Consider the following 2,936-nt stretch of genomic DNA (forward strand, 5'->3'; position numbering starts at 1 on the left):
CCCATATAGACTCGCCAGAACCGCGCTTATTACCAAAGATATAAATTTCATTGCAATAACACTGTGGGTGGTCACCAAATATTAAGCCGAGTAGCGTACTTTTCCCGCAGCCGTTTGGCCCTTTTATTTGCCAGTGCTGACCATTGTCGATCCGCCAGTTGAGATCAGAAAAAATGGTTTTCTCGGTGTACTCAACTTTTCCGTTAACGATTTCAAACAGCGGATTGTCGAAGTTATGAGTGTGCTGATAACGATGAATCAGCGCGAGCATCTCTTCGCTTTGCTGCTTCGATTGGGACTTAATCTGGCTGATCACTGGGTGTGTTTCCCACTCAGTTCTGGCCATTGTACTTTCCAGTGTTCCGTGGTTGAACAGTGCGACCTGCTCTATCCAACTTGGTATATCTTCTTCACGGTTGAAGGTGACGATCATCTGGGTAGATTTTGCCAGTTGGGTAAGGTAGATCGTTAATGATTGGCGATGAGCGACATCTAAACCAGTAAACGGATTATCAAGAACAATAAGATCTGGCTTTGTTGCCAAGGCGCGAGCAAGCATTACTCGGCGAGTTTCACCGGTAGACAAAACTCTAAACCCACTTTGAGCAAGATGCGAGAGGTCTAAGTCGGATATCAGTTGCTCAGTAAGTTGCTGAGATTGGCACTGATCATAGATAAGAGAATAAACCGTGGTTCCGGTATCCACTTGGTCAAGAAAATCGGTGTCGTCTTTCGCAATCTCTTCCTCTAACAATCTTTGCTGCTCGACCAGCGACACCTGAGCAATCTTTCCTGTGCTGATGTTCATTGAATCTAAGCAGACATCAAACTCACCGCACAATAAGCTCCCGAGCAATGAGCCTATATCGCCTTCGGTGCTAAATACGCTCCATGATTGTCCTTCAGAGATACTCCACTGAGCAATCTCTAGATGGTTAGTGCCAACTTGGAGGTCGAGTTGGTTGATATCTATTTGCATGAATGGTTTCCCTACCCTTCAGATCAACATTGCTAATTACATCCAAACTACTTCAACTCGAGGCATGGTGCGATTGAGAAATCAGAAAATGTGATATTTGCAGCACGTACTATGCGTACTGTTTTACAAACTCAATGAAGGTCTTATCCGCAATGGAGAGATAACCATCTTTTCGCCAAGCCAGAGCCAAATCTAGCTTAACTCTATCGTGAAACGGGACAGCAACTACATCCTTTTCATGCTGAGTGACCAATTCCAAAAGTGCCGTTATGGCAAATTCATGTTTCACGATGCTCAAAATCATCGGAAGTAGATTGGTTTCGAAAGAGAAGCGTAGCTCTTTATTGCACTGCTGAGCTTGGTTTTCAATGAAGTCGCGATGGAAATAACCAGGCTTAAACATCACTAACTCATGGTCAAAGAACTCATCGAAGCTTATCGAATCTCGATGTGCGAACTCATGCTCCGGTGCCACCACCGCCACCATTTCAGAGCGCAATAAATGATCAGTTTCTAGGTCATCAGGTACGTTTTCATCGTTAATCACGCCAATATCCAACTCTCCATCGAGAAGCATCTGCCGAATTGAGCGCGTGCCAGCGTCAACAAGGGTCAGCTTGAGGTTCGGATAGCGGCTTTTAAACGCCATTAACACTTGTGGAAAGAAATATGATCCCATCATACTCGGTGCCCCGAGCCTAACTTCGCCCTTCTCAAGCCCTTTTAACTCATCAATAGCGAGCTGCGCATCGTCTAGTTGCTGAAGCACCCTTTTAGCATGTTCAAATAACACCACGCCTTCGTCGGTGAGCGATACCTTGCGATCCTCACGACGAAAAAGCTCAACACCCAAGCTCTGCTCTAACTTTTTAATAGAAATGCTAAGCGCAGGCTGAGCGATATGTAACGCTTTCGCTGCTTGAGTAAAATGCTCATGCTCTGCCACGGCAACAAAATGCTTAAGATGTTTTGAATCCACACCGACACCATATACAAATTATATCAACTCGATATTTTTAATATATTTTATATATCGTACTTACACTGATATTTTGCTCACATAACAACGCTTTGCTGCATAAGAAACCTATGATTGAGCTGAAAACAAAACAATACCGCCAAGTCACTTTTAGCCTCGCGCTGGGCTCATTTCTAGTGTTCTGTAACCTGTACCTATTCCAGCCTATGCTGCCGTATATGTCTCAGCACTTCCAAGTAACAGAGACGCAGGTCAATTGGATATTTGCAGCGAGCACATTGGCACTGTCAGTTTCTCTCGTCCCTTGGGCCGTAGCATCAGAATCACTCGGACGCAGAAACGTTATGCTTATAGGTCTTATTGCCATGCCATTTATCGGCGCAGCGATGTTGTTGACTGAATCCATATACACACTCGTCATCCTGCGCGCTTTAATGGGTATTGCGCTTGCAGCCTTTGCCTCTGTCGCCGTGGCATACATGGTTGAAGAGTTATCAGCACGAGCCTTTAGCCAAGCAATTGGAGGCTATATCGCCGCAAACTCGTTAGGCGGTATTACTGGACGTATCGTTGGCGGAACATTAACTGACGCTATGGGTTGGCAACATGCCGTGGTAAGTATGGCAATATTCACTTTAGTCGGTGCCATTATTGTGTTTTTAAGCCTACCAAAACAAAAGCATTTCACTCCCCAACGAGGGATGCTGCGTTACCACAACCGCGCAGTAGTGAAACATTTACAAAACAAGACGATTTGGATTGCTATGCTGATTGGCGGAGTCAACTTTGCGTTGTTCGTTAACCTCTATTCAGTAATGGGATTCCGCTTAGTCGCAGATCCGCACAACTTACCAATTGGCTTAGCCTCACTGATTTTTCTTTGCTACCTCGCGGGCACCATCAGTTCAAAACTCACATCAGTTTGGAGTAAACGACATCAAATGGTGTCTGGAATGATCACTGGTACAGTGATTAGCC

General features: G+C 45.0%; 3 protein-coding genes. 1 reads left to right on the forward strand and 2 read right to left on the reverse strand.

Annotated elements, in window-relative coordinates:
- Both QTO00_RS17580 and QTO00_RS17585 read right to left on the reverse strand, forming a co-directional pair.
- Positions 1-979 (reverse strand): ATP-binding cassette domain-containing protein (locus QTO00_RS17580; RefSeq protein WP_331425929.1); only part of this gene is annotated, 979 nt, incomplete at its 3' end.
- 109 nt (positions 980-1,088) lie between these two features.
- Positions 1,089-1,958, reverse strand: a complete 870-nt coding sequence (locus QTO00_RS17585; protein ID WP_331425930.1) for a LysR family transcriptional regulator — start codon at positions 1,956-1,958, stop codon at positions 1,089-1,091.
- Positions 1,959-2,068: 110 nt separating this feature from the next.
- Between QTO00_RS17585 and QTO00_RS17590 the strand changes: the two genes are divergently transcribed.
- The coding region (locus QTO00_RS17590) for an MFS transporter (protein ID WP_331425931.1) at positions 2,069-2,936 on the forward strand (868 nt) is incomplete at its 3' end.

The organism is Vibrio sp. M260118 (assembly GCF_036533755.1).
GTDB lineage: Bacteria > Pseudomonadota > Gammaproteobacteria > Enterobacterales > Vibrionaceae > Vibrio.